The sequence below is a fragment of the Nguyenibacter sp. L1 genome (genome assembly GCF_035199985.1).
Taxonomy (GTDB): Bacteria; Pseudomonadota; Alphaproteobacteria; order Acetobacterales; family Acetobacteraceae; genus Gluconacetobacter; species Gluconacetobacter vanlangensis.
The window spans coordinates 2,317,182-2,343,230 of sequence record NZ_CP127015.1; the positions used below are offsets into that span (position 1 = coordinate 2,317,182).

Below are 26,049 nucleotides of genomic sequence, written 5' to 3' on the forward strand. Positions count from 1 at the left end.
ACCCGCCTGTTCACCCAAGTCCGGCGGATCGGTCCGCCAAACCCGGAACCGTCCTGCCGGACAGCCCCGCAAAACGTTCATTATCGACGCGGAAACGCCGTGCCAGCTCGCCATGCGACATCGCCGCATGCACGACATGGTCACGGCCGAATGCCGCCCCCAACGCCGCCGCCGTAGGAACAACCGCTACCGGAAGGTCCCGTGCGCCGGACAACAACCTCGTCCTCTCGTCCGGGCTGCCATCCTCGGCCTGAATGATCAGACCGGCGCGACCGCCCGCTATCCATTCCCGCACCTTGGCGAAGCCATAGGTCACCTGACCGGCCCGCCGTGCGAGTCCCACCGTCTCCATCATCCGGCGCACCAGCCCGGCTTCCAGGATCCTGTCCAGGTCGGGCGGGATTGTGACCTGTCCACGTGCGGCGCGTGCGAACGCCCCCCGTGTCCGGGCCGTTTCTAGCACATCCCGCCGGGCGCTCAACCAGATTCCCCGTCCGGGCAGACGCGCGGCCAGATCGGGGGTCAGAACCCGATCCGGCGAGATGACGAAACGCAGCATGGTCTCGGGCGCCGCCCGTTCGCGGGTGACGATGCAGCGGCGCAGCGGAGCGTGCCCGTTTTCCGTGCATTCGTCGTCGGCACATTCGTCCGCCCGTCCATCCTCCACGCCCCGGTCGCCGATCTCCGTCTCCATTCCCCGCACCGTCTCCGGCCGCGGCGCCGCCTCAGGCGCCCGCCGCCTCTCCGCTCTCGGCGCCTTCTTCGGCACCGCCCTCGGTACCATCGAACCAATGGGCGCGCGCCGCCATGATGATCTCGTTGGCCGCCTCCTCGTCGATCACGTCGCCGCCCAGGATCTCGACCAGTTCGTCGCCCGCCAGGTCGGCCAGGTCGTCGAGCGACTTCACGCCCTTCTCACCCAGCGTGACCAGCATCTGGTTCGAGAACACGCCCAGCACCGCGATGTCGTCCGAAACGCCCAGGCCGCGGCGCTTCTCATCCAGCTCGTCCTCGCGGCGGGCCAGGAAGCCCTCGGCACGGCGGACCAGCTCGCCGGCCACGTCCTCGTCGAACCCTTCGATCCCGGCCAGCTCGTCCGGGTCGGCATAGGCCAGTTCCTCGATCGTATGGAAGCCCTCGGTCACCAGCAGGCCGGCGATGACGTCGTCCACGTCCAGCGCCTCGACGAACAGGCTGCTGCGGCGGCGGAATTCCTCCTGCCGGCGCTCGGATTCCTCGGCTTCGGTCAGGATGTCGATGTCCCAGCGGGTGAGCTGGCTGGCCAGGCGGACATTCTGCCCGCGGCGGCCGATCGCCAAGCTGAGCTGCTCGTCGGGCACCACCACCTCGACGCGGCCGGCTTCCTCGTCCATCACCACCTTGGTCACTTCCGCCGGGGCCAGCGCGTTGACCACGAAGGTCGCGGCCTGCGGGCTCCAGGGGATGATGTCGATCTTCTCGCCCTGCAGTTCCTGCACCACCGCCTGCACGCGCGAGCCGCGCATGCCCACGCAGGCCCCGACCGGGTCGATCGACGCGTCGCGCGAGATCACCGCCATCTTGGCGCGCGAGCCGGGATCGCGGGCCACGGCCTTGATCTCGATGATGCCGTCATAGATCTCGGGCACTTCCTGGGCGAACAGCTTGGCCAGGAAGGCCGGATGGGTGCGCGACAGGAAGATCTGCGGGCCGCGCGGCTCGTCACGCACGTCGTAGATATAGGCGCGCACGCGGTCCGAGTTGCGGAAGCTCTCGCGCGGGATCAGCTCGTCGCGGCGCAGCAGCGCCTCGGAATTGCCGATCTCGACCATCAGGTTGCCGTATTCGGTGCGCTTGACCGTGCCGTTCACGATTTCGCCCACACGGTCCTTGAACTCGTCGTACTGGCGCTTGCGCTCATATTCGCGCACCCGCTGGACGATGACCTGCTTGGCGGTCTGGGCAGCGATCCGGCCGAAATCGATCGGCGGCAGCGGGTCGATCAGATGTTCGCCCAACTGGATCTCGGGCTTGAACTTGCGCGCGATATGGAGCGGGATCTGCGTTTCCTCGTTCTCCACCACCTCGACCGCCTCGGTCCAGCGGGACAGCCGCACGTCGCCGCTCTTGCGGTCGATGGTGGCGCGGATGTCCTTCTCGTGCCCGTATTTCGCGCGGCCGGCCTTCTGGATGGCCTGCTCCATCGCTTCCAGAACCTCTTCCCGGTCGATCGACTTCTCGCGCGCGACGGCGTCGGCCACCAGCAGCAGTTCGGGACGGGAAACGGACGTGTCCATCAGGGCCTCCAGGGACGTCTCAGTGGGTCTTACGCGCCGGCGACCGGCCGGGCTTGGCGTGTGTCATGTGGTCCGGGGCCTCTTGCGCGTCCCCGGCACCGTCCCGCGCGCCCATCATATGGGCGGTGGCGGCGATCAATTCATCGGTCAGGACCAGCCGCGCGCGGCGCAGGTCCGCCAGCGGCAGCGCCACCTCGGCCCCGTCATCGAGGCGCAGCCGCCCGAACCCGTCGCCGGCGCCCAGCACGATGCCGGCAAAGCGCCTGCGGCCGTCGATCGGCAGGTTCACCTCGGCCTTCGCCAGGTGGCCGGCGAAGCGGTTCCAGTCCTTCGCCCGCGTCAGCGGCCGGTCGATCCCGGCCGACGAGACCTCGAGCGTCCAGGCGCCGGGCAGCGGGTCCTCGACGTCCAGCACCGCGCCCACCGCATGGCTGATCTGCTCGCAATCCTCGATCGCGATCAGCGTGCCGTCGGCGCGGTCGGCCATGATCTGCACGGTCGGGCTCTCGCGGCCCAGGATCGCCACCCGGACCAGCTCGAATCCCATGTCGGCCAGGACGGGGGCCACCAGGGCGGCCACCTTGGCATCGAGGCCGGTCAGAAAGGGCAGATCTTCGTCCAAAACAAAAAAGGCGGCCGCTCGGGCCACCCCCCAAAAAAACGGAGATGAAGGAATGGCCTCCATATAGGACACTCCGCGCCCCGCCGCAAGGTCCCCGCGTCGTCGTCGCCGGCCGCCGGCTTGCATCCCGCGCATCACAAAAACATGGTACATTACATTACAAACAGGTGGACGTTCGATACTTGCACGCGGCGCCGGGCCAAACGCATGATGCCGCCATGAGGCACATGCCCGAACCCGAACCCGGCGCCGCGGCGGATGAGTCCGGTCCTGCCAGGGGCAGGCCGCTCTGGTACGGTCTGGCGGCCGGCGTGATCGTCGTGGCCGGGTTCAGCGCCCGCATGGCGCACCAGCAGCAGCACCCCGCCCCGGCCCCCGCCATCAGCAGCGACGGCCGGACCGTCGGCGGCGCGGGACTCGGCGGCGCCCACGTGCTGGCCAGCACCCAGCAATTCGCCATGATCTCGCCCGACAACGCGCCGCGCGCGCTGCAGCAATCGGGCCTGACGCCGGACCAGCAGGCGCGGATCCTGGCGGGCATCCGGCGGCGCGAATACCGCCTGGTGCAGATGCCGCTGTATGACGAGGGCGGCCGGGGCGGCGTGGTCACCGTCACCTCGGGCGGCATCAGCCAGACCGTGCCGCTGACGCCGCGGCCCCGTACGGTCCTGCTGCCCATCCGGATCTCGGGCCAGGTCGATATCGCGCCGGTCACCGATCCGGGACTGGCCGGGGTGGCGCCCGGGGCCATCACCGTGCTGGGCCCGACCCCGCTGCCCGTCATCCATCGCGACGAAATGCTTGTACTGGATGTGATCGTCCAATGAAGGCCCTGCTTCCCGCCCTGAACCGGATGATGCCGGTGATGATGGTGATCTTCCTGGTCCTGGCGAGCCTGCAGGCGGCCGCGTCGCTGCATCTTTCGCTCGCCAGCCTCGCGCATTTCATGGAATGGTGTGCGCCGGCCTTTCCCGTGCTGACGGCCGGGAGCAGCCTGCTGGTCCTGGCGGGATTGATGTTCGAAACCCGCGCCGAACGGCTGGCGCGCAAGGGGCTGCGACGCCGACGGGGGTGGATGATGGATGTATTGGCCAGACTGACCAACCGCACCGCGCTGGAAGAGATGATGGCGCGCGAGCAGAAGGAAACGGTCATCGACGCCGAGGAACTGGCGGCCGGCCTGCGCGCCCGCGTGATCGGCCAGGACCAGGTCTGCGAGGACATCGCCGCCCAGTTGCGCCGGCGCATGGCGCTGCAGGTGCGCGGCAAGCCGGTCGGCATCTTCCTGCTGGCCGGGCCACCCGGCACCGGCAAGACCTACCTGGCCAAGCAGATGGCCCGACAGCTTGACCGGCCGCTGCTGCATTTCGACATGACGCAGATGAGTTCGCCGCACGCGGCGACGCAGCTCTTCGGCTCGCCCAAGGGCTATGTCGGCTCGGACACGTTCGGCAAGCTGACCGGCGGGCTGAAGGAAAAGCCCGATGCCGTCGTCCTGCTGGACGAGATCGAGAAGGCGCATCCCGACGTCTTCAAGAAATTCCTGACCGCCTGGAACGACGGGCACGTGACCGAGGCCTCGACCGGCCAGCAGGTCTCGACCGTGCGGGCGATCTTCGTCCTGACCTCGAACATCGCCACCGACGCCCTGTCGGAAATCGCCGACCGGCTGGCAGACGAGCCCGACCGCATGCGCGCCGAGTCGGTCGAGGCGCTGCGCCAGGCCGGCTTCGCCCCCGAAGTGCTGAACCGCCTGGACCGGATCTTCGTCTTCCGCGCCCTGACCGGGCTGGACGTCGCGCGCGTCGCGGCGCTGGAGATCGAGACGATGATCGACAGCTATGGTCTGAAGGTGGAAACCGGCGGCATCGACCCGTCCCTGCTGTTCGAGGTCATGCGCCGGCAGAACAGGATGGGCGCGGCCGCCAGCGCTCGCGACCTGGTCCGTTCGATCGAGGACATGATCAGCGATTCGTTGATCTCTGCGCGGCAGCAGGGCGCGAAGCTGGTGCGCGTTGTGCAGGGCGCGGACGGCGTGACCGCCGAGATCGCGAATGACAGCGAGGCGCAGCGAGCGCGCGTGCTGCGCTGACCCCTGCGTCGACCCGCCGCGCCGCCCCCCTGTTACGGTTGTTACGGTTGCCCTGAATGTCCGCTGCCTCCCGACTCTGGCATCGCGCGCCGCTATGGCGCGCCGTGCTGTTCGCCGCACCGATCTTCGCGCTTCTGGCGCTGCTCTATCCGCCTTCCTATCTGACGCGGGCGATTCCGGCGCTGCGGCCGGTCATCGACCGGCTGAACCACACGCTGGGCCGCACCCCGCCGCCGAGCCCGGGCGCTGAGCAGGTGGGCGCCGCCCAGGGCGCCACCTCGGCACCGGATGCCGACGGCGGCGCGCAGGCCGATGCCGGTGCACCGCCCCAAGGTGCGAACCAGGGGGGCCCCAACCAGGGAGGTCCGAGCCAGGGGCCGGGCGGGACGCAGGTCGCGGCCCCGCCGATCACCTCGGACATGTCCGGGGCGATTCCCTTTGCCGGGCGCCTTCTGCCGCTGCCGGCCGGCACCTGGCACCCGGTGCTGACGACGCAGAGCGGCCCGCACGGCGAACTGATCAGCAATGTGCTGGTCCGGGCCGAGGGCGGAATCGTGACCGGGGTGGTGATCGCGCGCGGCAGCACCCAGTCGCTGTCGCCATCGACGGTCGAGGCGATGAACAATGGCTGCCACGACGACCGGAACTATCTGTCGAAGCTGGTCACCACCGATCCCAAGGTCATGGAATGCTGGTTTACCGCCCATGTCCAGATCGCGGGCCAGCCGCTGAGCGACAGCGTGGACATCCAGACCGCGTTCAACCGGCTGCACGTGCTGGGCTTTCCGATCCCCTATGTCATGCTGGTCGCCACCTGGAACTATGCCGAGCTGGCGGCCGACCATGGCGCGAACATCGAGAACGTGACCATCCTGCTGAGCCCCGCCCGCAAGGGCACCATGACCCTGCCGGCCCCGCCCGACCAGTGGATGAAGCAATCCCTGCCGCAGAACCCGGGGGCCGCGCGTTTCGTGCATGAGGCCGACGACTGGATGAATGGCTGGACCACCATGCTGCGGCGCGGCTTCCACGGCGACCTGGTCAGCGGCGCGCCCGACCTGGCCCGCGCCGCCCGCGACCCCGCCGCCGCCCTGCCGCCCGGCTGACCGCCGCGCCCGAACCCGGCAGGGTCGCGGCCCTGCCGGCGCGTCCGTTCATCGCACGATGTCGGCGATGGCGACCAGGAAATCCAGCACCGTGCGGGTGCGCAGCGGCAGGGCGCGCGGCCCGGTATGGACCGCATGGATGGGCAGGTCCGGCACCGTCCAGTCGGGGAACAGCCGCACCAGACGGCCGGCCACCACGTCCTCGGCCACCTGAAAGGACGGCAGCAATCCAACCCCCAGCCCGGCCAGGGTCGCCTTCAGCACCGCCTCGCTGCTGTTGGCGCGGAAGGGGCCGCTGGCGGCGACCACGCTTTCCTCGCCATTGCCCACGAAATGCCAGTCATGGCGCGTGCCGCCATAGGTATAGGCGACGCAGGGATGGTTCAGCAGGTCGCGCGGGTGCTGCGGCGTGCCCCGCCGTTCCAGATAGCGGCCCGACGCCACCGCGACCCGCCGGACGGTGCCCAGCCGTCGGGCGATCAGCGACCCTTCGGCGATCTCGCCCACCCGGATGGCCAGGTCCAGCCCCTCTTCCACCAGGTCGCCGAACCCGTCGCGCATGATCAGTTCGACCGACAGGTCGGGGTGGCGGTCCAGCAATTCGCCCAGGCGCCCGGTCATGTACAGGCCGAACGCGGTCGTCACCCCCAGCCGCACCAGGCCCGAGACCGACGCCCGGCGGCGGCCCAGCGCGGTCTCGGCGGTTTCGAGGATCTCCAGCACCTCATAGGCGTGGGGCAGCAGGCTGCGCCCGTCCTCGGTCATCATCAGGCTGCGGGTCGTGCGGGCGAACAGCGTCGTGCCGTAATGCGCCTCGAGCAGCGCGATATGGCGCGAGATGGTCGGCTGGCTGGCCCCGGTTTCACGCGAGACGGCCGAAAACGACCCCGTCGCCGCGACGCGGACGAAACTGTGAAGGGCAGACAGCAGATCCATGGCCACCGATGCTTGGACTATTCCGGACTGTTCCACGCCCTTTCTATGGCCGCGCCCCCGGACGCACAACGCGGCATCGGGCAGCACCGGCATGTGCCGGACGCATCAGGCCGCAGGCCGCGATGCCGGATGGCGTGACGGGATCGATCGTCCCGCGGACCTTTTTTCGGGGCTCTGCCCCCGTCGTCAGATATGTCCCTGGCGCCCCTGGCCGCGCTGCCCGGTCTGGAACCGCGCCTCGGCCCACCGGGCCAGCCGCACGAAGGGCAGGCCCAGCAGCAGATAGGCGACGCCGATCAGCAGGCCGGTGCCGAAATAATCGTAATAGGTCGAGGACAGCCGGACATAGGTCTGGCTCAGCTCGGTCAGGGTGATGACGCTGACCAGCGAGGAATCCTTGAGCAGCGAGATGAAATCGTTGGTCATCACCGGGATGACCATCCTGACCGCCTGCGGCACCACCACGAAGCGCAGCGCCTGGGCATGCGTCATGTTCAGCGCCAGCGCCGCCTCGATCTGCCCGCGGGCGACCGATTGCAGGCCGGCGCGGTAATTTTCCGCCTCGTACGCCGCGTAATTCAGGCCCAGTGCCACCACGCCGGCCACGAAGGGCGACAGGCGCAGGCCGATCCCCGGTAGGGCGTAGAAGATGAACAGGATCTGGATCAGCAGCGGCGTGCCGCGGACGATTTCGACATACAGAACCGCCAGCCCGCCCAGCCAGCGCGGCCCGTAGCGCCGCAGCAGCGCCAGCGCCAGCCCCAGCCCCACCGCCACCACCATCGCGCAGGCCGAGACCGCCAATGTCAGTACCGCGCCGTGCAGCAGCAGCGGCAGGAAGCCGACATAGCGGTCGAGCCGGGCCCGCCAGCCGGGGATGGGCGCGGTGGCGGCCATGTAATGCCGCCACGAATCCGGCGCGATGTCCGGCGTGCCTTGATCGCCGGTCAGCGCCGCCATCGCCGGCGTCCATAATTTCCAGCGCGCCAGGATATGGTGCAGCTCGCCATCGCGCATCATGCCGTCCAGCGCCGCGTTCACCTGCGCCAGCAGCGCGGCATTGTCCTTGGCGACGGCGACGCCATAGGCGACCTGGCCGATCGGCGCGCCCGCCAGTTTCAGCGCCGGATTGGGGGCGCCGTAATAGAGCGCGATCGTGCTGTCCAGCAGCACGGCATCCAGCCGCCCGTTCGTCAGGTCGGTATAGGCGTTGGTCTCTTCCTCGTACGAACGGATTTGGATCGACGGGTCGGCCTGCAGCATGCGCTCGGCCGACGTGTCCTTCAGCGTGCCGACGACATGGCCGTGCAGCGCGGCCAGCGTGTCCAGCCCCTGCTGGCCGCGCCGCACCGTGATGCGTTCCGACGTCATGTAATAGGGGCGGCTGAACAGCACGCCCTGCCGATGCTCAGGCGTGATCTCGATGCCGTCGATCACCATGTCGTACAGGCCGCGCTGCAGGCCGGGGATCAGCCCGTCCCAATCATTCTGCACGAATTGCGCCGGCCGCCCCAACCGGCGGGCGATGGCCTGGGCGATGTCGTATTCGTACCCGGTCAGCCGGGACTGGTCGGCCGGATCGTGGAAGACGAACGGCACATTCGCCTCGGCATCCGATGCCCAGCGCAGCGGAGCCGCGCCCGCGCGCCCCGCCATGGCGGCCGGGATCAGGACCAGAATCAGGACCGAAAGCAGGACCGCCAGCCCCGGAAACCGGGCCGGGCCGGCCGTCCCACACAGGCGCCTCACAGCACGGACCGCAGGAAGCGGCGCGTGCGCATGTCCTGCGGCGCGACGAAGAGCGTATCGGGATCGTCCATCTCGACGATCTCGCCGCCTTCCATGAACACCACGCGGTCCGACGCCGCGCGGGCGAAGCGCATGTCGTGCGTCACCACGATCTGGGTCATGCCTTCCGCATCCAGGGTACGCATGACCGACAGCACTTCCTCGGCCAGTTCGGGGTCCAGCGCCGAGGTCGGTTCGTCATACAGCATCACGTCGGGCCGCATCGCCAGCGCGCGGGCGATGGCGGCACGCTGCTGCTGCCCGCCGGACAGCGTATCGGGATAGCGCGCGGCGATGGCCGACAGGCCCACCTTCTCCAGCAGCGCCAGGGCGTCCTGCCGCGCCTCGGCCACGCCGAGGCGCTTTACCCGGATCGGCGCCATCATGACATTGTCCAGGACGGTGCGATGGGGAAACAAATTGAAGGACTGGAACACCATGCCGACATGCGCGCGCAGCCGGTGGGCCGATTCCTCGTCGGCGCGGCTCCAGCGCCCGCCGGCGCGCGCGATGGTCACGCCGGCCATGCTGACCGTGCCGGAATCGGGCACTTCGAGGAAATTCAGGCAGCGCAGGAAGGTCGATTTGCCGCACCCGGACGGCCCGATGATCGACACCAGCTCGCCGCGCGCGACGGTCAGCGAAATGCCGCGCAGGATCGGATGTCCGTCGAAAATCTTCCGGACCTGGTCGGCTTGCACGACCATATCGGCAAAAAACGCCGGCCCGGGGTCTTCCGGGCCGGCGCCGTTCTGTCCGGAAACAGAAGAAAGCGGTTCAGGCAGCTTTGGTCATCCCGCGTAAGACATACTGCAGGATGCCACCATGCCGGTAATATTCGACCTCGTCCAGCGTATCGACGCGGCAGAGCAGCGGCACCGCCTGCGTCGTGCCATCGGCGCGGGTGATGGTCATCGTCAGGGTCATGCGCGGGGTGATCGCGTCCAGCCCCTTGATGTCGATGATCTCGTCGCCCTTCAGGTTCAGCGTCTTGCGCGACATGCCGTCCTTGAACAGCAGCGGCAGCACGCCCATGCCGACCAGGTTGGAACGATGGATGCGCTCGAAGCTTTCGGCCACCACCGCGCGGACGCCCAGCAGCAGCGTGCCCTTCGCCGCCCAGTCGCGCGACGAGCCCATGCCGTATTCCTTGCCGCCGAAGACGACCAGGGGCACGCCCTCGTGCCGGTACTGCATCGCGACATCGTAGATCGAGCCGTCCTTCCCGTCGGGGAAGTGCCTGGACAGGCCGCCTTCGGTGCCCGGCAGCATCTCGTTCCTGATGCGGATATTGGCGAAGGTGCCGCGCACCATCACCCGGTCATTGCCGCGGCGCGAGCCATAGGAGTTGAAATCGGCCTTGGCGACCTGATGTTCTTTCAGATACAGGCCCGCCGGCGCGCTCTCCTTGATCGCCCCGGCCGGCGAGATATGGTCGGTGGTGATGTTGTCGCCCAGCAGCGCCAGGATGCGCGCGCCGACGATGTCGCCCTTGGACACCGGTTCGGGCGTGATGTCCTGGAAATAGGGCGGATCCTGCACATAGGTCGAGGCCGGGTCCCATTTATAGGTCTCGGACCCGGTCGCGACCTTCAGGGCCTGCCATTCCTTGGTGCCCTTGGCGATCTCGCTGTAGCGCTTGATGAATTCCTCACGCGTGATCGACGAGCCGATCAGCTCGGCGATTTCCTTGTTGGTCGGCCAGATATCCTTCAGATAGACCGGCTTGCCGTCCGAGGAGGTGCCCAGCGGCGCGGTGGTGATGTCCGCGCGCATCGTGCCCAGCAGCGCATAGGCCACCACCAGCGGCGGGCTGGCCAGGTAGTTCGCGCGCACGTTGGGCGAGATGCGGCCCTCGAAATTGCGGTTGCCCGACAGGACCGACACCGCCACCAGCCTGTCGCCCTCGATCGCATCGACGATATTGTCTTCCAGCGGGCCGGAATTGCCGATGCAGGTCGTGCAGCCATAGCCGACGGTGTTGAAGCCCATCGCGTCCAGTTCGGCCGTCAGCCCGGCGCGGTCCAGATAGTCGGTGACGACCTGCGACCCCGGGGCCAGGGACGTCTTCACCCAGGGCTTGGGCTTCAGCCCCAGCGCCCGCGCCTTCCTGGCCACCAGGCCCGCCGCGATCAGCACCGCCGGGTTCGAGGTGTTGGTGCAGGAGGTGATCGCCGCGATCACCACGTCGCCATGGCCGATCTCGTAATTCGTGCCGGCCACCGCGACCTTCTTGTGCGCGTCGGCGGCGGGCACGCCCAGCGATCCGGTCAGCTCGCTTTCGAACGCGCGGGTCGCGTCGTTCAGCGCCACACGGTCCTGCGGCCGCTTCGGGCCGGCCAGCGAGGGCACGACGCCGGCCAGGTCCAGTTCCAGCGTGTCGGTAAAGACCGGGTCGGCCGACTGGGCGGTGCGGAACATGCCCTGGGCCTTGAGATACGCTTCGGTCAGCCTGATGCGATGCTCATCACGGCCGGTCTGGCGCAGATAGTCCAGCGTCAGGTCGTCGACCGGGAAGAAGCCGCAGGTCGCGCCGTATTCCGGGGCCATGTTGGCGATCGTCGCGCGGTCGGCCACCGGCAGATGGTCCAGCGCCGGGCCGAAGAATTCGACGAACTTGCCGACCACGCCCTTCTTGCGCAGCATCTGGGTGACGGTCAGCACCAGGTCGGTCGCGGTCGCGCCCTCGGGCAGCCGGCCGGTCAGCTTGAAGCCGATCACGTCGGGGATCAGCATCGCGATCGGCTGGCCCAGCATCGCCGCCTCGGCCTCGATCCCGCCGACGCCCCAGCCCAGCACGCCCATGCCGTTGACCATGGTGGTATGGCTGTCGGTGCCATACAGCGTGTCGGGATAGGCATAGTCCTTGCCGTCGACCTGCGCCGTCCAGACGGCCTGGGCGATATATTCCAGGTTCACCTGGTGGCAGATGCCGGTGCCCGGCGGCACGACCGAGAAATTCTCGAACGCTTCCTGGCCCCAGCGCAGGAACGCATAGCGCTCGCCGTTGCGCTGGAATTCGATCGTCACGTTCTTTTGCAGCGCGTCGGGCGTGCCGGCCACGTCCACCATCACCGAATGGTCGATGACCAGGTTGACCGGCACCAGCGGATTCACCTTCTGCGGATCGCCCTTCAGCTTCAGGATTCCGTCGCGCATCGCGGCCAGGTCCACCACGGCCGGAACGCCGGTGAAGTCCTGCATCAGGATCCGCGCGGGCTTGAAGGGCACTTCCTGCGTGCTGCCGCCCTCGGGCAGCCAGGCCGCGATCGCGCGTGCGTCGTCGACGCTGTAGGACCGTCCGTCCTCGAAACGCAGGACGTTCTCCAGCAGGACCTTCAGGCTGACCGGCAGGCGGCCGACGTCGCCGATCGTCTTCTCCGCTTCGGGAATCGAGAAATAATGATAAGTCCTGCCGTCGACATCCAGCGTGCTGGCCGTTTTCAGCGTATCGTGCCCAACCGACTTCATTGGCTTTTCCCTCCGAGGCGCCCGCGGCGGATCATCCAACAGAAGCACGCAGTCCCGCCGGCAGGCGGCGTGATCCCTCTGGACAACCGGCTTGATCTCTTAACGGTCGTAGAACATACCCGGACATGGTGGTGACACAAGCTGGCCCCGGTAACAAGAACGCGGGAAATTTCCCGCCATATCGCCGGTCCGCGCGTGCGCCCCACCTTGCGAGGAGCCCCGTCATCGCTGCCTATGCCGCCCTGTCCCGCCCGCTGCTGGACGTCGAAAATATCTCGGTCTTCCGCGGGGAGAGGCTGGTCCTGGACGGGGTCGGGCTGCGCCTGCGGGCCGGTGAGGCCCTGCTGCTGACCGGTCCGAACGGCGCGGGAAAATCGACCCTGCTGCGCGTCCTGGCAGGGCTGCGCAAACCGGAAGGCGGCCATGTCCTGTGGGCGGGGATCGATGCGCTGGCCGATCGAACCGCCCATGCCGCCCGCGTCGCCTATCTGGGCCACCAGGACGCGCTGAAGCCGGGGCTGACCCTGCGCGAGAACCTGGCGCTGGCGGCCCGCGCCGGCGGGATGGACCCCGGCCGCGCCATGGCGGCGCTGGCGCTGTCGGACCTGGCCGACCTGCCGGCCCGCATGCTGTCGGCCGGGCAGAAGCGCCGCGCCGCCCTGGCGCGGGTCATGCTGGCCCGCGCCCCGCTCTGGCTGCTGGACGAACCCAGCCTGGGGCTGGACCGCAACGCCATCGGCCTGCTGGACGGCCTGTTCCGCGCGCACCGGCAGGAGGGCGGGATCGTCATCGCCACCACCCATGTCCCGCTGCCGCTGCCCGACGCGCTGGGGCTGGACCTGTCCGCCGCGGCCGACCGCGCCGATCCCGACTGGCCGCCCGGACAGGACCGGTTCGACGATTGCTGGATGGAGCACGCGCCATGAGCGCCTCGCCCCCGCGCCTGTTCCTGGCGGTCATCGGGCGCGACCTGCGGCTGGCGGCCCGCCATGGCGCCGACACGCTGGGCGCGGTGCTGTTCTTCATCCTGGCCGGCGCGCTGTTTCCGCTGGCGCTGGGTCCTTCGCCCGAATTGCTGCGCCGCATGGCGCCGGGCATCGTCTGGGTCTGCGCCCTGCTGGCGGCGCTGCTGCCGCTGGACCGGCTGTTCGGCGCCGAGCTGGAAGACGGATCGCTGGACCAATTGATGCTCTCGGGCCTGCCGCCCGCCCTGGTGGCCCTGGCGAAGATGGCCGCGCACTGGCTGACGACCGGCCTGCCGCTGCTGGTCGCGGCCGCCCCCCTGTCCATCATGCTGGGACTGCCGGCGCCGATCCTGCCGATCCTGCTGGTCGGGCTCGGCCTGGGCACGCTGGTGCTGTCGCTGATCGGCGGCATGGCGGCCTCGGTCGTGCTGGGCGCGCGGCGGGGCGGGGTGCTGCTGCCGCTGCTGGTCCTGCCGCTGGCGACCCCGGCGCTGATCTTCGGCGCGGCGGCGCTGGATGCCGCGCAGAGCAGCCTGTCCTGGCTGCCGGACCTGGAATTGCTGGGCGCGTTCCTGGCCTGCGCGCTGCCGCTCTGCCCGCTGGCCGCCGGCGCCGGCCTGCGCGCCGCCGTCGAATAAAGGCGAGGGCGCGGCCCCCCTTTTTTTATCAATGACCCCAATCCATTGATAAACAAATGGTTTCCAAAGGCACCGCCTTTGGTGGGGTTCGGCGCAAAGCCCCGAAAAAGAGCCCGGGCAACCAAAAAAGCAAAAGGGGCATCCCCAATGCGGGGCGCCCCTTTTATACGGTGCCTGTCCGGGTCCGGACGAGCTTAGATGTAATGCTCGCCCAGCGGCGCGAAGCCGTTGAAGCGGGTCGAGCAATAGGTCGAGACATAGGCCCCGGTGGACAGCAGTTCGATCCGGTCGCCGCAGGCCAGGTCCAGCGGCAGGGCGTAGGGCGCCTTCTCGTACAGGATGTCCGCGCCGTCGCAGGTCGGGCCGGCGATCGCCACCCGCCCCGTCGGTCCGCCGTCATGCGGCGTGCGGATGCCGTAGCGGATCGACTCGCCCTCGGTCTCGGCCAGGCCGCCGAAACGGCCGATATCCAGATAGACCCAGCGCATGTCGTCCTTCAGGCCGCGGCGGGTCACCAGTACCACCTCGGCCGACACCACGCCGGCGTCGCCGACGATGAACCGGCCCGGCTCGACGATCATTTCCGGCAGGTCGTTGCCGAAATGCGCGGTCATCGCATGGCTGATCGCCAGCGCGAACTGGTCGATCTCGGGCACGTCGTCGCGATAGCGGATCGGGAAGCCGCCGCCCAGATTGACCATGCGCAGGTTCAGCCCGGCATCGGCCAGGTCGGTGAACAGCATGCCGACCCGCGCGATCGCCGCTTCGTACGCGTCCGTGGTGGTCTGCTGGCTGCCGACATGGAACGACAGGCCGTACGGGTCCAGGCCGAGGTCGCGGGCGCGCAGCATCAGGTCGCGCGCGCTTTCGACCGTGGTGCCGAACTTGCGCGACAGCGGCCATTCCGCCCCTGCATTCTCGACGATCAGGCGGCAATAGACGCGCGATCCCGGAGCGTGGCGGGCCAGCTTCTCCAGTTCTTCGTGGCTGTCGAACGCGTACATCGTCACCCCGGCCGCGTAGGCGGCGGCGATGGCCGACACTTTCTTGACCGTGTTGCCGAACGAGATGTCGCGCGCATCCGCGCCGGCATCCAGGCACATGCGGATCTCTTCCCACGACGCGGCGTCGAAGGCCGAGCCCAGCGATACCAGCCGGCGCAGGATCGCATCCGCCGGGTTGGCCTTCACCGCATAATAGATGCGCGCCAGCGGCAGCGCCGTGCGCAGCGACTGGTAACGGGCCTCGACGCGATCGACATCGACGACGAGGCATGGCGTCGCAGGAGCCTGCTCGGCCAGAAAACGGGCGATTTTGGGAGTCATCGCACCCAAATCCCTTCTGTGAAATCCATCCGGGGACTTGGCCGGACAGGTGTTGCGAAACGGTCTAACGGACCAGCGACCAAGACTGGGCCCCGCGAGGGGATCCCGATTGCCAGAACGCTTGACGTCGTTGCGTAACCTCAGAGGGCCAGTGGCACGTGCGTTGTTGCGTGGGGAGCGCATATGAGGGTAATCCGTTTGCGACGCAACAGAAAAATCGTCGCTTTTCCATATTTCTTCGTAATGTGGGACCTAGGCCGATCGTCGCCGCCCATGTCGCCGCCCATGGCCCCCGCCTCTCGCCTGTTCCGGGCCGCCGCCCCGATGGAGCCTGCCCAATGGAGCCTGTTTGACCCCCTCGCCGCCGGATGACCCGTACCGCCCGAACGCAGATGCGCTGAAGGCCCGCACCGCAGCCGCCCCGTTGCTGCACCGGCTGCGCCAAACCTGGCGGCCCGTGCTGCGCCGCATGCTGGGCAACCTGGTGGACGACAAGATCGGCCTGGCGGCGGCGGGCTGCGCGTTCTACGCCACCTTGTCGCTGTTTCCGGCGATCAGCACGCTGATTTCGATCTACGGGCTGGTATTCGACCCGCAGACGGTCGAGCCGCAGCTCAACATCCTGCGCAACCTTCTGCCGCCATCGGCCTTCGCGCTGATCGGCGAACGGATCCACACGCTGGTCGCCGAATCCCATTCCGCGCTGACCCTCAACCTGATCCTGTCCACCGCGCTGGCCCTGTGGTCGGCCTCGGCGGCCACGCGTTCGCTCATCACCGCCGTCAATATCGCCTATGACACGCGTGAGACGCGCAGTTTCCTGCGTTTCCAACTGATGGCGCTGGCCATGACGCTGTTCGCGATCCTGGGCGCCGTGCTGGCGCTGGCGCTGCTGGTCGCACTGCCGGTGCTGGTCGATTTCCTGCCCGACCTGCTGGGCATCGCCCCGCCCCCCTGGTCGGTCGGCCTGGCGGTCGAAACCGGGGGGCCGGCGCTGATGCTGCTGTTCGTGCTTGCGGCCTGCGCCATGCTGTACCGGCTGGGGCCGTCCCGCCGGATCGCCCACTGGGTCTGCATCCTGCCCGGCTCCTGCGCCGCGACGCTGCTCTGGATCGTTTCCTCGATCGGGTTTTCGTACTATGTCAGCGCCATCGCCAGCTACAACGCCACCTATGGTCCGCTGGGCGCGGTGGTGGCGACGATGATGTGGTTCTTCGTGTCGGCCTACGTCATCCTGCTGGGCGCGGAGCTGAATTCGGGCATCGAGGCCGAGATGGGCCTGCGCCCCGATGACGGCGCCCCCGATACCGGCCGGCGCCAATCCGCATCGCCCTGAAGCGCGGCGGGACGGCCGAAGGAAAAGCCGTCAGCGGCGATGCCCGGCGCGGCGCGGCGTGCCGGGGGCCGCCGCGGCGATGGCGTCGTCGCTGGTATCGGCTGCGTCGGCCTGCGCCACCTCGACCTGTGCCATATCGACCGCTGGGGCGGGCCCGATCACCACATGGGCGGTGCCGGCATGCAGCATGCCGATCCGCGCCGCCGCCGCCGGCGACAGGTCGATGACCCGCCGTCCCACGAACGGCCCGCGATCATTCACCGTCACCACCACCGACCGGCCGGTATCCTCGGACCGGACCAGGATTCGCGTGCCCATCGGCAGGGTCGGATGGGCCGCCGTCAGCGCGCGCGGATCGAAATTGCGGCCCGACGAGGTGCGATGGGGCTGGCGCAGATGGCCGTACCAGCTTGCGACCCCCTTCTCGGACCAGGCCAGGGCCGACTGACCCGCAAGGGCCAGGCGGTGGGACCGGCGCGCCAGCGCAGCCCGCACCGAGGCCGCCCAGGCCGTCACCGGATGCCCGCTGTCCCCCGAGACCGGGGCATCCGCCGATGCCGGCGCGGCATCGGCGACGGGGGCCGCGACCGGGGCCGCGTTTTCCGTGCCCGCTGTCGCTTCGCGGCCACAGGCGGCCGAGGCGAAGGCGAACAGGCAGGCCAGCGCGATCAGCGCCCGTCCCCCCGATCCTATCCGTCGCTCTTTGCGTGCCTGTTGCAAACCGCGTCCAATCCTGTTCGATCATCCAGCCAGTAACGATTGGCCATACAATAATCGTACGGCAGATAATTCAAGGCTTTTTCGCCCCGAAAGTTCCCCAAGGACCGGATCAGCCCCGAGTTCTTCCCCGGCCTGCCCCGCATTCCTGCCGTCGATTCAGTAGCTATGCGGGCAAATGTGGCAATTTTTGGCCGTCATTATTGGCGTGCCGCCGACGCCCCTCCGGAGCCGTTCGGGGCCGCCCGGGCCGTCCCGCGCGGCGGGCGGGGGCGCGGCCGCCATCATTCTCTTGGAAGGATGGGACACTCGTGCTACGGCGCCTGTCACCATGGTGCGCCCCCTGATCGCGGTCCTGAACGGACCCAACCTCAACATGCTCGGACTGCGCCAGCCCGAAGTCTATGGTCGCGCGACCTTGGACGACGTGGAGCAGATCTGCATCCAGGCCGCCGAGCGCCTGGATGTCGCCATCGACTTCCGCCAGACCAACGGCGAGGGCGAGCTGGTGTCATGGGTGCAGGAATGCCGCAACCGCGCGCAGGGCATCGTGATCAACCCGGCCGCCTACGGCCATAGCTCGATCGCGCTGCTCGACGCGCTGCTGGCCGTGGACCTGCCGGTGATCGAGGTGCACATTTCCAACATTCATCGGCGCGAGGAATTCCGCCACCACACCTATTGCTCCCGCGCCGCCGTGGGCGTCATCTGCGGCCTGGGCGTACAGGGCTATGCGCTGGCGCTTCAGGCGATGACGGATTTGATTTTGAACGAGGACGATCGATGAGCCGACTGCTCGTGGACGCGGATGCCATTCGGGCATTGGCTGACATTCTGACCGAAACCGGCCTGACCGAGATCGAGATCGCGGAGAAAGACAACCGGATCCGCGTGGCCCGCGCCGCCGCGCCGCAGGTCCATGCCGTGCCGGCCGCGCCCGTCGCCGCGGCCCCCGTCGCCGCCCCCGCCGCGGCGCCGGCCGATCCGGCCAAGCACCCGGGCGCCGTGACCAGCCCGATGGTCGGCGTGGCCTATCTGGCGCCCGATCCGGGCTCGCCCCCCTTCGTGACCGAGGGGCAGAGCGTCGCCGCCGGCCAGACCCTGATGCTGATCGAGGCGATGAAGACCTTCAACCAGATCAGGGCGCCCCGTGCCGGCACGCTGACCCGGCTGCTGGTCGCATCGGGCGATCCGGTCGAATTCGGCGAAGCCCTGGCCATCATCGAGTAATGTTCTCCAAGATCCTCATCGCCAATCGTGGCGAAATCGCCCTGCGGGTCCTGCGCGCGTGCCGCGAGCTGGGGATCCGCACGGTGGCGGTCCATTCCACCGCCGATACCGACGCCATGCATGTCCGCCTGGCGGACGAGGCCGTGTGCATCGGCCCGCCGGCCACGCGCGACTCGTACCTGAACGTCGCGGCGATCCTGTCGGCGGCGACCATCACGGGGGCCGAGGCCATCCATCCGGGCTATGGCTTCCTGTCGGAAAACGCCGATTTCGCCGAGACGGTCGAAGCCCACGGCCTGGCCTTCATCGGCCCGACCGGGAACCACATCCGGATGATGGGCGACAAGATCACCGCCAAGACGACCATGAAGGCGCTGGGCGTGCCGCTGGTCCCCGGCTCGGACGGTGCGCTGGCCAATCTGGCCGAGGCCCGCCGGGTGGCGGACGAGGTCGGCTATCCCGTGCTGATCAAGGCGGCGGCGGGCGGCGGCGGCCGCGGCATGAAGGTCGCGCGCGGCGCCGACGAGCTGGAAGAGGCCTGGAGCCTCGCGCGCACCGAGGCCAAGGCCGCCTTCGGCAATGACGAGGTCTATCTCGAAAAATACCTGGACCGGCCGCGGCATATCGAATTGCAGATCCTGGCCGACACGCACGGCAACGTCGTGCATTTCGGCGAGCGCGACTGCTCGCTGCAGCGGCGGCACCAGAAACTGCTCGAAGAAGCCGGCTCGCCGGCGCTGACGGCCGAGGAGCGCGACGCGATCGGCGCCACTGCCACCGCCGCGCTGACCAGGCTGGGCTACCGCAACGCCGGCACGCTGGAATTCCTCTACCAGGACGGGCAGTTCTGCTTCATCGAGATGAATACCCGCCTGCAGGTGGAACATCCGGTGACCGAGATGGTCTGCGACGTCGACCTGGTGCGCGAGCAGATCCGCATCGCGGCGGGCGAGCCGCTGGGCTATGGCCAGGCGGATATCCGCTTCAGCGGCCATGCGATCGAATGCCGCATCAATGCCGAGGACCCGGCGACCTTCCTGCCCACCCCCGGCACCGTCACCATGTATCACCCGCCGGGCGGGCTGGGGGTACGCATCGACAGCGCGCTCTATGCCGGCTATCGGGTGCCGCCTTATTACGACAGCATGATCGGCAAGCTGATCGTCCACGCCCCGACCCGCGCAGACGCGATCGCGCGGATGCGCCGCGCGCTGGACGAGTTCGTGATCGAAGGCGTGAAGACGGTGATCCCGCTGCACCGCAAGATCCTCGACGACCCCGAATTCCAGAGGGGCGAGTATACGATCCACTGGCTGGAACGGTTCGTGGCCGCGCAGGGCTGAAGGCGCCGAAAAGGCACCGACAGGCCGGGCGGCCTGGAAAAACCGCCCGGCCTGGCCTCAGTCGTCGTAGGACACCAGTGCCTGCACCGGCACGTCCAGGCGCGCGCGGCCGCCCAGGGCGCGCAGTTCCACCATGACCGATGCGCCGACCACGTTCGCCCCGACCTTGCGCAGCAGGGCGACCGAGGCCGCCAGGGTGCCGCCCGTGGCCAGCAGGTCGTCCATCACCACCACGCGCTGGCCCGGGACGATGGCGTCGGTCTGGATCTGCAGCGTGTCGCTGCCATATTCCAGGTCGTAGGTGTGGGACACGACTTCACCCGGCAGCTTGCCCGGCTTGCGCAGCATGACCAGGCCGCAGCCCAGGCGGCTGGCCAGCGGCGCCGCGGTCAGGAAGCCGCGCGATTCGATGGCCGCCAGCATGTCGGGCGCCCAGGGCGCCACGCCGTGCGTCACCCTTCCCATCGCCACCTGCCACGCATCCGCGTTCCGCATCAGGGTGGAGATGTCGTAAAACAGGATCCCCGGCTTGGGAAAATCCGGAATGCCGCGAATATGCTGCTTCAAATCCATCGAGGCGGTCGTCATGTCCCTGTCCAAATCCATCCCATGCCAGCGGCCGGCCGGTCGCGCGGCGGCCCGCGGCCTCATCACGTAAAGATACGCGTCATACAAAGAAACGGCGGGATCGGTCCCGCCGGGCCAAACCGCGTTGCTGTAACAAGCCGCCCCCCGTCCGGCAAGGGCCGCACCCGATCGCGGGCCTGGCGCGTCGGGGGCCGTCAATGCATCGCGGGCATGTCGGCCGGCGACAGTGTCTCGGCCGACGTGCGGCGCGCGGGGCGCAGCAGCACCATCATCAGCATGACCACCGCCCCCATCAGCATCACGCCCGCCATCGGCACGGGCGTCGTGCGGGGCAGCATGCCCACGATGGCGCCGGCCACGGCGCCCAGCACATATTGCAAGGTGCCGATGAAGGCCGAGGCGCTGCCCGCCAGGCGCGGATGGTCGGCCATCGCCCCCACCGTCGCGTTCGGCCCGATGATGCCCGTGGTGCCCAGCGCCAGCATCATCGCCAGCACCAGCGGCACCAGCGCGAGGCCGTGCGGCATCGCCCCGCCCTTCATGGCGAAGGCCATGACGATCGACACCACGGTCATCGCCAGCGTGCCCAGCACCGCCAGCCCCACCGACCGGCCCAGGATACGCGCGGCGTCGATCCGCCCCACCAGCATCCCGTTCAGTTGCGACGCCCCGATCATGCAGACGGCGAACACGCCGAACAGCATGCCGAACTGCGCCGGCGAGAAGCCGAACAGATGGATGAACACCGACGGCGCGGCCGACAGATAGGTGAAGGACATGAAGGCGCTGAACCCCGCCACCAGCGCATTGGTGATGAAGCCCCGGTCGCGCACCAGCAGCACGTAGCGGCTGACCAGCGCCATCGGCGAGAATTCGCTGCGATTGGCGGGGTCCAGCGTCTCGGGCAGCACACGGGCGACCAGGAAGGTGCAGACGAGCCCATAGGCCGCCGACGCCCAGAAGATCGACCGCCAGCTTGTGAAGGCCAGCACGAAGCCGCCCAGGGTCGGCGCCAGGATCGGCACCACCCCCATCACCAGCACCAGCCGCGACATCAGGCGCGCGGCCTCGTTGCCGTGGGACATGTCACGCACGCAGGCGCTGGGGATCACCAGGCTGGCCGACGCCCCCAGCGATGCGATCAGGCGGAAGGTCGAAAAACTGACGATTCCCGGCGACAGCGCGCAGCCGACCGAGGCCAGCGTATAGACCAGCGTACCGACCAGCATCGGCATCCGCCGCCCGAACCGGTCGGACAGCGGCCCCATCGTGATCTGTCCCACCGCTAGTCCGACGAACCAGACCGCCAGCGTCATTTCCGCCGAGCCGGCCGGCGCGTGCAGCGACGCCTCCAGCGCCGGAAAGGCGGGAAGATAGATATCCGTTGACACCGGCCCGACAGCGGTCAGGAACCCGAGCAGAATCGCGATCCAGCTCATGAAGCCGGCGACCGGGGCAGAAACAGGGGCATCGTCGGATCTCGTGGCTAAGGCGGAAGACGCCATGGCGGCACTCCGTTGGAGATCGTCGGGCCCTACTATCCCACTGGCCCGCCGCTTTTCATCATCTAATTGCCGAAGGACTGCGTTTCGTTTTAAGCGGTGCATGATCGCAACAGGGCTTAGCCGCCGGGCGTCGCGCCAAGGGACACCGCAGGGTCAGCCTGTCGGCGGGTTGGGGCGGCAAGATGGCACTTTCACGACATGTCGGGGGCGTCGCCGCCCGATGCAAGGCGGCGCATCAGCCACAACCCCAGCAGCGCCGAGCCCGCGAACAGCCCCGCCGCCAGCGCCGCCTGCCAGCCATGGCCGATGCGCGCGCCGCTGCCCAGCAGGACGAAGACGATCGTCTGCGGCAGGCTGCCCGCCAGCGTGGCCAGCACGAAGGGCCGCCACCCCGCCCCCGAGATCCCCGCCAGCAGGTTCAGCATCAGCGCCGAGCCCACCGGCAGCAGGCGCAGGGTCAGGATCGCGGGGAACGGGTTGGCCGAGACGAAGCGGTCCAGCCGCGCCATCCGTCCGGTCAGCCGCCGCCGCACCGCCGCGCGCCCGACGCCGCGCGCCCAGCCGAACCCGGCCATGGCGCCGGCCAGCGTCGCCAGGCTGGCCAGCGCCGCCCCGGCCAGCGGGCCATAGGCGACGCCGCCGGCAAAGCATACGACCTGCCGCGGCAGCCCGACGGCGCAGAACAGCGACGCCACGGCCAGGAACACCACGCGCCCCCATACCCCGCCGCGCAGCAGCGCCGTGTCGGACATCAGCCCGTGCAGCCCCGGCGCCAGGCGCAGCACCAGCCCGGCCAGGCCGAAGGCCGCGACCATCAGCGCCGGCCGCGCCAGCGCGCCGATGCCGGCGGCCGACCCGCCTTGCGTCACGGCAGGCTCGGAGGCGGACACGAAAGGGAGGAGCGCACGGCGTCCGTTCCAGTATTCATCACTATTCATTGGAGACCGTATCGCTCTACCACCCGCTTGCGGGCGGTCGCAAGGCCGGTCTAAACCCGCTTCATGTCCGATCGCATCACCTTCCGCCCGGCCGTCGGCCGCGACGATGCCTCGTCCGCCACGCTGCGCGACCGCAGGCGGATCTCCACCTGGCTGTTCGTGATCTGCTTCATGCTGATCGGGATGATCGCGCTGGGCGGCTATACGCGGCTGACCGGCTCGGGCCTGTCGATCATGGACTGGCAACCGATCACCGGCATCGTCCCGCCTTTGTCCCACGCGGAATGGGAACGGCAGTTCGCGCTGTACAAGACCATCCCGCAATACAAGATCCTGCATGACGGATTCGGCCTGGCCGGCTTCCAGAAGATCTTCTGGGCGGAATGGACCCACCGGTTCTGGGGCCGGATGACCGGGCTGGTGCTGCTGCTGCCGCTGGTGTGGTTCGCCATGACCGGCGCATTGACGAAAGGGCTGGCCGCGCGCCTGCTGCTGTTCTTCGTGCTGGGCGCGCTGCAGGGCGCGGTGGGCTGGTTCATGGTCGCATCGGGCTTCGACGCCGACAGCACGGCGGTCGAGCCGGTGCGGCTGGTGCTGCATCTGTGCTGCGCCTTCGCGCTCTATATCCCCATCCTGTGGACCGCGCTGTCGGTCCGCGCCCCGAAGCCCGCCTTCATCCCCGCCACCGCGCCGGTGGTGCGGACCAAGCGGCTGCTCTGGTGCGCCGTCGTGCTGATCTGCGTCACCATCATCGCCGGCGGCTTTACCGCGGGCACGCATGCGGGCTTCGTCTATAATACGTTTCCGCTAATGGACGGGCATCTGGTGCCGCAGCATTATGCCCGGCTGTCGCCCTTCTGGCTGAACTGGTTCGAGAACGTCCCGGCCATCCAGTTCGACCACCGGCTGCTGGCCACGCTGACCGCGCTTGTCATCGGCGTCTGCGTGCTGTGCGGCCTGCGCACCCCGCAGCTTGGCAAGGCGCCGCAGGACGCGCTGATGCTATTGGGGTGGGCGGTGCTGGTCCAGTACGCGCTGGGCGTCACCACCCTGCTGCTGGTCGTGCCCGCCTGGGCCGGCACCGTGCACCAGACCTGGGCCGCCGTGCTGCTGACCGTCGCCATCGTGGCCCTGCACCGGATGCGCGGCGTCGGGCGCGTCTGACGCGCCGCCGGCCGGCTTCGCCACCGTCAGATCGGCGCGCGGATTGCGGTCCAGCACGAGGCGCGTCTCCTGCGGATAGCGGTCCATCAGCCCCAGCAGGGTGCCGTTGGTCCAGCCGAAGCCGACCTGCATCGGATATTCGCCGCCGCCCCGGCCGCCCGTGGGGCTGATCGCCGGATTCACCACGTCGTATTTTTCCAGCAGCACGCCCGATTTCTCGTAGGTCCCGATCACGCGCTCCATCCAGCGCGTGGCGATCAGCCGTGCCAGGTCGTTGAGGCCGTACTGGTCCAGCCCCTTGACGGCCATCCATTGCTCGGGCGCCCAGCCGTTCGGCGCATCCCATTGCTGGCCGCTGACCCGGTCGGTCGCTTCCAGCCCGCCGGTCTTCAGCAGATGCGTCCGCAGGGTTTCGGCCACCACCTGCGCCTGCGCCGGGGTCGCGATGTTCAGGAACAGCGGCATCACCGTCGCCGACGACAGCACGTCCGACAATTTCCCGGTGTTCCAGTCATAATCGAAGAACGCCCCGCGCGCCGGGTCCCACAGGATGCGGCGGATCGCCGCGACCCGCGCGTCGGCCAGCCGGGCATACTGCGCGCCTCGTTCCTGGTCGCCCTGCAGGTCGTAGGCACGAGCCAGGGTCCGTTCGAGATGCGCGACCAGGCAGTTCAGCTCGATCGGCAGCAGGTCGGTCGTATCGATGCTGGCCAGCGTATGGCCGTCGGCCAGCCAGCGCGACGAATAATCCCATCCCGTCTCCGCCCCGGCCCGCAGGTCCCGATAGATTTCCGCCGCCGGACGCCTGGACTGCGCGGCGGTGGCGATATCCTCGGGGAAGCTCTCGTCCCGGGGCGTGTCCATGTCGTCCCACTGACGGTTCATCAGCGTGCCGTCCGGCAGGCGCACGACATGGCGATAGGCCCCGCCCGGCGCCAGGCTGTCGGCCCCGTCCATCCAGTAATCATGTTCGCGCTGCAGTTCGGGCAGGAACTGCGTATAGGCGGCCTGCCCGTCATGCTCCGCCAGCAGGTCCACCATCAGCGCGAAGAAGGGCGGTTCCGAACGGCCGAGATAATAGGTGCGGTTGCCGTTGGGCATGTGCCCGTACCGGTCGATCAGCGAGGCGATGTCGCGCACCATGTCGCGCATCAGGTCCACCCGCCCGTCCTCGTACAGGCCGATCATGGTGAAATAGCTGTCCCAGTAATAAAGCTCGCTGAACCGGCCGCCCGGCACGACATAGGTCCTGGGCAGCGGCAGCAGCGAGGAATGGGCGACCAGCGTGTCCGGCGGCCGGCTCAGCACCTCCCACATGCCGCTGATATAGTCGCGCACGCTCTCGTCCGGCCGGCGGCGATAGGACACGGTCCGGCGCGGGGCGACGGCGAAATGCTGGGCGACGAAATCCTTCAGCGAGAAATCCGGCCGGCTCTTCTGCCGCGCATAGTCCGCCAGCAGCGCATCCGGCGCCTCGTCGGGAATGGCGTCGGCCACCGTCTTGGCATCGGCGAAGACATGCGCCGCCCCCATCGCCGCGAACAGCCCGTCCAGCGCGACCGATGGCGGCCGCAGATCCTGCCGGTCCGCCGCCGGCACCGCGACCGACGGGGCCGCCGCGGGGGGTGCCACCGGCACGAAGAACGCCGGCGGCGGCAGGCCCACCGACGGCGCGATTCCGGGCACGATCGGCGGCGGCAATGCCGGGCCCAGCAGCGCCCCGCCCGACAGGTCGGGTGACAGGCTGGCCGCGTCCTGGGTCGCGTCCGGCGTTGCGTTCTGGGTCGCACCCTGGACGGCGCTTTGGGCCATGGCGAGGGCCGGCGGCCATGCGAGCAGCGGCCAGACGGCCAGCAGCGCGGCCAGGCCGCGCGCGGCGCGCGGAGGGAGCGGTCGCGGAAGCATCGTCACGAGGGGCGCATTCCTTGATCGATCGGGGCGGTCGGGGCATGACCGCGCCCGGGTAGAATGCCAGCCGGACACGGTCAGCAAAAGAAAAACGGACCGCA

22 protein-coding genes and 1 pseudogene are annotated in these 26,049 nt (G+C 68.8%); 10 read left to right on the plus strand and 13 right to left on the minus strand.

Going from position 1 to position 26,049, the window contains the following annotated elements:
- Positions 1–10: 10 nt before the first annotated feature.
- From QN315_RS10420 to rimP, 3 genes are read right to left on the minus strand one after another with little or no spacing between them, the layout of a single operon-like run.
- Positions 11–769, minus strand: a complete 759-nt coding sequence (locus QN315_RS10420; RefSeq protein ID WP_323989208.1) for an RNA-binding protein — start codon at positions 767–769, stop codon at positions 11–13.
- A complete protein-coding gene (nusA, locus tag QN315_RS10425) occupies positions 726–2,276 on the minus strand; it encodes a transcription termination factor NusA (RefSeq protein WP_176640909.1) in 1,551 nt (516 codons plus the stop codon). Before nusA ends, QN315_RS10420 begins: the two co-directional genes overlap by 44 nt.
- Positions 2,277–2,295: 19 nt before the next feature.
- A complete protein-coding gene (gene rimP, locus QN315_RS10430; protein ID WP_323993385.1) occupies positions 2,296–2,925 on the minus strand; it encodes a ribosome maturation factor RimP in 630 nt (209 codons plus the stop codon).
- Between the two features lie 191 nt (positions 2,926–3,116).
- Between rimP and QN315_RS10435 the strand changes: the two genes are divergently transcribed.
- Genes QN315_RS10435 through QN315_RS10445 form a run of 3 tightly spaced genes read left to right on the plus strand, consistent with a single transcriptional unit; the run spans position 3,117 to position 6,096 of the window.
- Positions 3,117–3,725 (plus strand): hypothetical protein, encoded by a 609-nt coding sequence (locus QN315_RS10435; protein ID WP_323989210.1) that lies wholly within the window; start codon positions 3,117–3,119, stop codon positions 3,723–3,725.
- Complete coding sequence (locus tag QN315_RS10440) at positions 3,722–4,990, plus strand: AAA family ATPase (protein ID WP_176641342.1); 1,269 nt, start codon at positions 3,722–3,724, stop codon at positions 4,988–4,990. Before QN315_RS10435 ends, QN315_RS10440 begins: the two co-directional genes overlap by 4 nt.
- A 56-nt stretch (positions 4,991–5,046) precedes the next feature.
- On the plus strand, positions 5,047–6,096 hold the full coding sequence (locus QN315_RS10445) for a hypothetical protein (RefSeq protein WP_323989211.1): 1,050 nt from the start codon (positions 5,047–5,049) through the stop codon (positions 6,094–6,096).
- A gap of 48 nt (positions 6,097–6,144) precedes the next feature.
- Here the strand turns inward: QN315_RS10445 and QN315_RS10450 are convergent, their stop codons facing one another.
- From QN315_RS10450 to acnA, 4 genes are all read right to left on the minus strand, one after another.
- Complete coding sequence (locus tag QN315_RS10450) at positions 6,145–7,032, minus strand: LysR family transcriptional regulator (RefSeq protein WP_323989212.1); 888 nt, start codon at positions 7,030–7,032, stop codon at positions 6,145–6,147.
- Positions 7,033–7,218: 186 nt separating this feature from the next.
- Positions 7,219–8,688, minus strand: a complete 1,470-nt coding sequence (locus QN315_RS10455; RefSeq protein ID WP_323993387.1) for an ABC transporter substrate-binding protein/permease — start codon at positions 8,686–8,688, stop codon at positions 7,219–7,221.
- A gap of 89 nt (positions 8,689–8,777) precedes the next feature.
- Positions 8,778–9,527 (minus strand): amino acid ABC transporter ATP-binding protein, encoded by a 750-nt coding sequence (locus tag QN315_RS10460; RefSeq protein WP_176640159.1) that lies wholly within the window; start codon positions 9,525–9,527, stop codon positions 8,778–8,780.
- A 70-nt stretch (positions 9,528–9,597) separates the two neighbouring features.
- Complete coding sequence (gene acnA, locus QN315_RS10465; RefSeq protein ID WP_323989214.1) at positions 9,598–12,291, minus strand: aconitate hydratase AcnA; 2,694 nt, start codon at positions 12,289–12,291, stop codon at positions 9,598–9,600.
- Positions 12,292–12,545: 254 nt separating this feature from the next.
- On the opposite strand from acnA, the gene ccmA reads away from it, so the two are divergent.
- Together ccmA and ccmB are read left to right on the plus strand one after the other, a co-directional pair.
- The gene (gene ccmA / locus QN315_RS10470) at positions 12,546–13,217 is read left to right on the plus strand and encodes a heme ABC exporter ATP-binding protein CcmA (RefSeq protein WP_323993389.1); all 672 of its coding nucleotides are present in this window, start codon (positions 12,546–12,548) and stop codon (positions 13,215–13,217) included.
- On the plus strand, positions 13,214–13,894 hold the full coding sequence (ccmB, locus tag QN315_RS10475; protein WP_323989216.1) for a heme exporter protein CcmB: 681 nt from the start codon (positions 13,214–13,216) through the stop codon (positions 13,892–13,894). The genes ccmA and ccmB overlap by 4 nt, the downstream gene beginning before the upstream one ends.
- Positions 13,895–14,088: 194 nt before the next feature.
- Here the strand turns inward: ccmB and QN315_RS10480 are convergent, their stop codons facing one another.
- Positions 14,089–15,219 (minus strand): type III PLP-dependent enzyme, encoded by a 1,131-nt coding sequence (locus QN315_RS10480; protein ID WP_323989217.1) that lies wholly within the window; start codon positions 15,217–15,219, stop codon positions 14,089–14,091.
- A 397-nt stretch (positions 15,220–15,616) separates the two neighbouring features.
- Here QN315_RS10480 and QN315_RS10485 point away from each other — a divergent pair, with 397 nt between their 5' ends.
- A complete protein-coding gene (locus QN315_RS10485) occupies positions 15,617–16,555 on the plus strand; it encodes a YihY/virulence factor BrkB family protein (protein ID WP_408904628.1) in 939 nt (312 codons plus the stop codon).
- 30 nt (positions 16,556–16,585) lie between these two features.
- Here QN315_RS10485 and QN315_RS10490 read toward each other — a convergent pair whose 3' ends face one another.
- Positions 16,586–17,275, minus strand: a complete 690-nt coding sequence (locus tag QN315_RS10490; RefSeq protein ID WP_323989218.1) for a septal ring lytic transglycosylase RlpA family protein — start codon at positions 17,273–17,275, stop codon at positions 16,586–16,588.
- A 328-nt stretch (positions 17,276–17,603) separates the two neighbouring features.
- On the opposite strand from QN315_RS10490, the gene aroQ reads away from it, so the two are divergent.
- From aroQ to accC, 3 genes are read left to right on the plus strand one after another with little or no spacing between them, the layout of a single operon-like run.
- On the plus strand, positions 17,604–18,059 hold the full coding sequence (gene aroQ, locus QN315_RS10495) for a type II 3-dehydroquinate dehydratase (RefSeq protein WP_176641720.1): 456 nt from the start codon (positions 17,604–17,606) through the stop codon (positions 18,057–18,059).
- Positions 18,056–18,502: an acetyl-CoA carboxylase biotin carboxyl carrier protein subunit gene (locus tag QN315_RS10500; protein ID WP_323989220.1), complete on the plus strand. Its 447-nt coding sequence runs from the start codon at positions 18,056–18,058 to the stop codon at positions 18,500–18,502. The genes aroQ and QN315_RS10500 overlap by 4 nt, the downstream gene beginning before the upstream one ends.
- The gene (gene accC / locus QN315_RS10505; protein WP_323989221.1) at positions 18,502–19,845 is read left to right on the plus strand and encodes an acetyl-CoA carboxylase biotin carboxylase subunit; all 1,344 of its coding nucleotides are present in this window, start codon (positions 18,502–18,504) and stop codon (positions 19,843–19,845) included. Before QN315_RS10500 ends, accC begins: the two co-directional genes overlap by 1 nt.
- A 57-nt stretch (positions 19,846–19,902) precedes the next feature.
- On the opposite strand, the gene QN315_RS10510 is transcribed toward accC, so the two are convergent.
- The 3 genes from QN315_RS10510 to QN315_RS10520 all read right to left on the minus strand — a co-directional run bounded on the left by QN315_RS10510 (position 19,903) and on the right by QN315_RS10520 (position 22,828).
- Positions 19,903–20,433 (minus strand): adenine phosphoribosyltransferase, encoded by a 531-nt coding sequence (locus tag QN315_RS10510; RefSeq protein WP_176640464.1) that lies wholly within the window; start codon positions 20,431–20,433, stop codon positions 19,903–19,905.
- Between the two features lie 194 nt (positions 20,434–20,627).
- Positions 20,628–21,938 (minus strand): multidrug effflux MFS transporter, encoded by a 1,311-nt coding sequence (locus QN315_RS10515; RefSeq protein WP_323989223.1) that lies wholly within the window; start codon positions 21,936–21,938, stop codon positions 20,628–20,630.
- 191 nt (positions 21,939–22,129) lie between these two features.
- Positions 22,130–22,828: a VTT domain-containing protein gene (locus QN315_RS10520; RefSeq protein WP_323989225.1), complete on the minus strand. Its 699-nt coding sequence runs from the start codon at positions 22,826–22,828 to the stop codon at positions 22,130–22,132.
- Positions 22,829–22,939: 111 nt separating this feature from the next.
- Here QN315_RS10520 and QN315_RS10525 point away from each other — a divergent pair, with 111 nt between their 5' ends.
- Positions 22,940–24,040, plus strand: coding sequence for a COX15/CtaA family protein (locus tag QN315_RS10525; RefSeq protein WP_323989226.1), 1,101 nt, complete (start codon positions 22,940–22,942; stop codon positions 24,038–24,040).
- Here the strand turns inward: QN315_RS10525 and treF are convergent.
- Positions 24,014–25,852 (minus strand): annotated as a pseudogene (gene treF, locus QN315_RS10530) (alpha,alpha-trehalase TreF); the annotation flags it as partial. The gene QN315_RS10525 and the pseudogene treF sit on opposite strands and share 27 nt — an antisense overlap.
- Positions 25,853–26,049: the final 197 nt, after the last annotated feature.